We start from the raw sequence: 2774 nt of genomic DNA, 5'->3' as shown, positions 1-2774 counted from the left end.
AATTTGGAACAGGTGCAGGCGATCATGGCCGCCGCTGATGAAGTCAATGCGCCGGTCATCATGCAAGCTTCGGCGGGCGCGCGTAAATACGCGGGCGAGCCTTTTCTACGCCATTTGATTCAGGCCGCGCTGGAGGCGTATCCGCATTTACCCATTGTCATGCATCAGGATCATGGCCAATCGCCCGCCGTGTGTTTGACGGCAATCCGCAGCGGCTTTAGCAGCGTGATGATGGACGGCTCGCTGCGCGAAGATGGGAAAACGGTCGCTTCATATGTATATAACGTTGAGGTGACACAACAGGTGGCCGGTTTTGCGCATGCGATTGGCGTGACCGTTGAAGCCGAACTCGGCTGCCTCGGTTCGCTGGAAACGATGCGCGGCGATAAAGAGGACGGCCACGGCGCCGAAGGCGCGATGCGCCGCGAGCAGTTGCTGACCGACCCGGAACAGGCCGCCGATTTTGTGCAGAAAACGCAATGCGACGCGCTGGCGATTGCAATTGGCACATCGCACGGCGCGTATAAATTCAGCAAAAAGCCAACCGGCGATATTCTGGCGATTGAGCGCGTGAAGGAAATTCACCGCCGTCTGCCGGATACGCATCTGGTGATGCACGGCTCCTCTTCGGTGCCTCAGGAATTACTCAACGAAATCCGCGCGTTCGGCGGCGAAATTCAACAAACCTATGGCGTACCCGTGGAAGAGATTCAGCAGGGCATTCGGCATGGCGTGCGTAAAGTGAATATCGACACGGATTTGCGGCTGGCGAGCACGGCGGCGATCCGGCGTTTCTTTTGTGAATATACGGACAAATTCGATCCGCGCGAATATCTGAAACCGGCGCGCGCGGCGATGCAAGCCATCTGCAAAGCGCGTTATCGCGCGTTCGGCTGCGAAGGGCAAGCCAGCAAAATAACGCCTATACCGCTTGAAAAAATGGCCGAGCGGTATAGAAGCGGTGAATTGGCGCAACGGGTAAACTAGAGTATTTCCTCCCAGTTTTAAGGAGCGTGTCTCACTATGGCCGCCGTTTTCCCATTTGACACGCATAAATTTGTCCGCAAGCTAAAAAGCGCGGGCTTTAATGATCCACAGGCAGAGGCTTTGACTGAAGCAGTTCAGGAATCTTATGTATCCGCGGAATTGGCGACGAAAGCCGATCTGCGTGAATATAAGTCGGCGATCCGTAATGATCTGGAAAAACTTGAAACGAACTTACGCTGTGAAATCAATGATTTGCGCAAGGATATGAATATTCTGCGCAAAGACATCATTCTGAAGCTCGGCTCGCTGATGGTGGCGGTGGTCACGTTTGCGCCCTCGATTATTAAGTTCTTACATTTGCCCGCTTGACTCATCCCTCTTCTCTTTATCGTTCCGCGCTACATTCGTTACCACTGGTCGGACGCGGCAAAGTCCGCGATAACTACGCGGTGGGCAACGATCGGCTGCTCATTGTGACCACGGATCGGTTGTCTGCCTTCGATATAATATTGGATGAACCCATTCCGAATAAAGGATGTGTACTCAACAAAATATCGAACTTCTGGTTCGGCAAGCTCGCGTATATCGTTCCTAATCATTTAACGGATATTGCGCCCGAAACGGTGGTGAGCGCGGATGAAGCGAGGCAGGTGGCGGGACGCGCCGTGGTCGTCAAACGTTTAAAGCCCATCCTGATTGAAGCGGTTGTCCGCGGTTATGTAGCGGGCGGCGGCTGGAATGAATACCAGAAGCACGGAACGATATCCGGGATTCGGCTGCCGACGGGTCTGCAATATGCGCAGCAACTGCCTGAGCCGATTTTCACGCCGACGACAAAAGCGGCTCAGGGCGCGCACGATGAACCTATTTCTTTTGCCGAAGCCGAAGCGCGGATTGGCCGCGCGTGCGCGCAGCGCATTCGGGAAATCAGTCTTCAGTTGTATACCGAGGCCGCCGCGTATGCGCAAACGCGCGGCATTCTGATTGCCGATACCAAATTTGAGTTTGGTCTGGATGAGAACGGAACGCTCGTTTGGATGGATGAAGCGTTCACGCCCGATTCGTCACGCTTCTGGCCAGCCGATCAATACCAGCCAAGCGTCCGTCCGCCTGCGTTTGATAAACAATTTGTACGCGACTGGCTCAACGCGCAGGCGTGGTCAAAAACCCCGCCCGCGCCTTCATTGCCCGCGGACATTGTGCGAAAAACGGCGCAGAGGTATTGTGAAGCTTTGCAGCGTTTAACCGGCTAGAGCATTTTTCACTGATTTTCCCTATGTCGCTTCGCCGTTCCGTGTATTCGGGAGCTAGAGCATTTTTCAGCGAGATTGCACAAGGAACGAGCGCGAAGACAGTATGAGCAATACGGCAAGCGCGAAGTGACGCAGTGCAAGTCGCTGAAAAATGCTCTAGACGCGGCGGCGATACTCATTCGTCCGTGTATCAATTTCAATCTTGTCGCCAATATTGCAGAAGATCGGGACCTGAATTTCAAAACCGCTCGCCAGTTTGGCTGATTTCAGCGCCTTGCCCGACGACGTATCTCCTTTCACCGCAGGCTCTGTATAAGTGATTTCACGCACCACGGTGGTGGGCAATTCAACCGAGATCGCGCTGCCTTGATAAAGCACAAGTTCGCACGCCATGCCATCCTCAAGATAATGCAGCGCACCACCGAGATGATCTTTTTCCACTTCCCAGGGATTGTATTCACTATCCATAAAGACATACATCGGATCAGCGAAATACGAATAGCTCGCTTCCTTGCGTTCAAGCATCACCACCTC

Annotated in this window: 3 protein-coding genes and 1 pseudogene; 3 read left to right on the top strand and 1 reads right to left on the bottom strand. The window is 53.8% G+C overall.

Features of this window, described 5'->3' with window-relative positions:
• The 3 genes from fba to CAGGBEG34_RS08855 all read left to right on the top strand — a co-directional run.
• Positions 1 to 987: class II fructose-bisphosphate aldolase (gene fba, locus CAGGBEG34_RS08865; protein WP_042688473.1), on the top strand; the 987-nt coding region annotated here is incomplete at its 5' end.
• A 36-nt stretch (positions 988 to 1023) separates the two neighbouring features.
• Positions 1024 to 1356 carry a CCDC90 family protein gene (locus tag CAGGBEG34_RS08860; RefSeq protein WP_006683307.1) on the top strand — a complete coding sequence of 111 codons (333 nt, stop codon included), beginning with the start codon at positions 1024 to 1026 and terminating at the stop codon, positions 1354 to 1356.
• Positions 1353 to 2240 (top strand): phosphoribosylaminoimidazolesuccinocarboxamide synthase, encoded by an 888-nt coding sequence (locus CAGGBEG34_RS08855; protein ID WP_006683306.1) that lies wholly within the window; start codon positions 1353 to 1355, stop codon positions 2238 to 2240. Before CAGGBEG34_RS08860 ends, CAGGBEG34_RS08855 begins: the two co-directional genes overlap by 4 nt.
• A 156-nt stretch (positions 2241 to 2396) precedes the next feature.
• Here CAGGBEG34_RS08855 and CAGGBEG34_RS08850 read toward each other — a convergent pair.
• Positions 2397 to 2774 (bottom strand): annotated as a pseudogene (locus CAGGBEG34_RS08850) (elongation factor P); the annotation flags it as partial.

Source organism: Candidatus Glomeribacter gigasporarum BEG34 (genome assembly GCF_000227585.1).
GTDB classification, from domain to species: domain Bacteria; phylum Pseudomonadota; class Gammaproteobacteria; order Burkholderiales; family Burkholderiaceae; genus Glomeribacter; species Glomeribacter gigasporarum_B.
The sequence above is the reverse complement of the archived record's forward strand: the minus strand, read 5'-3'. Positions and strand labels throughout refer to the sequence as shown.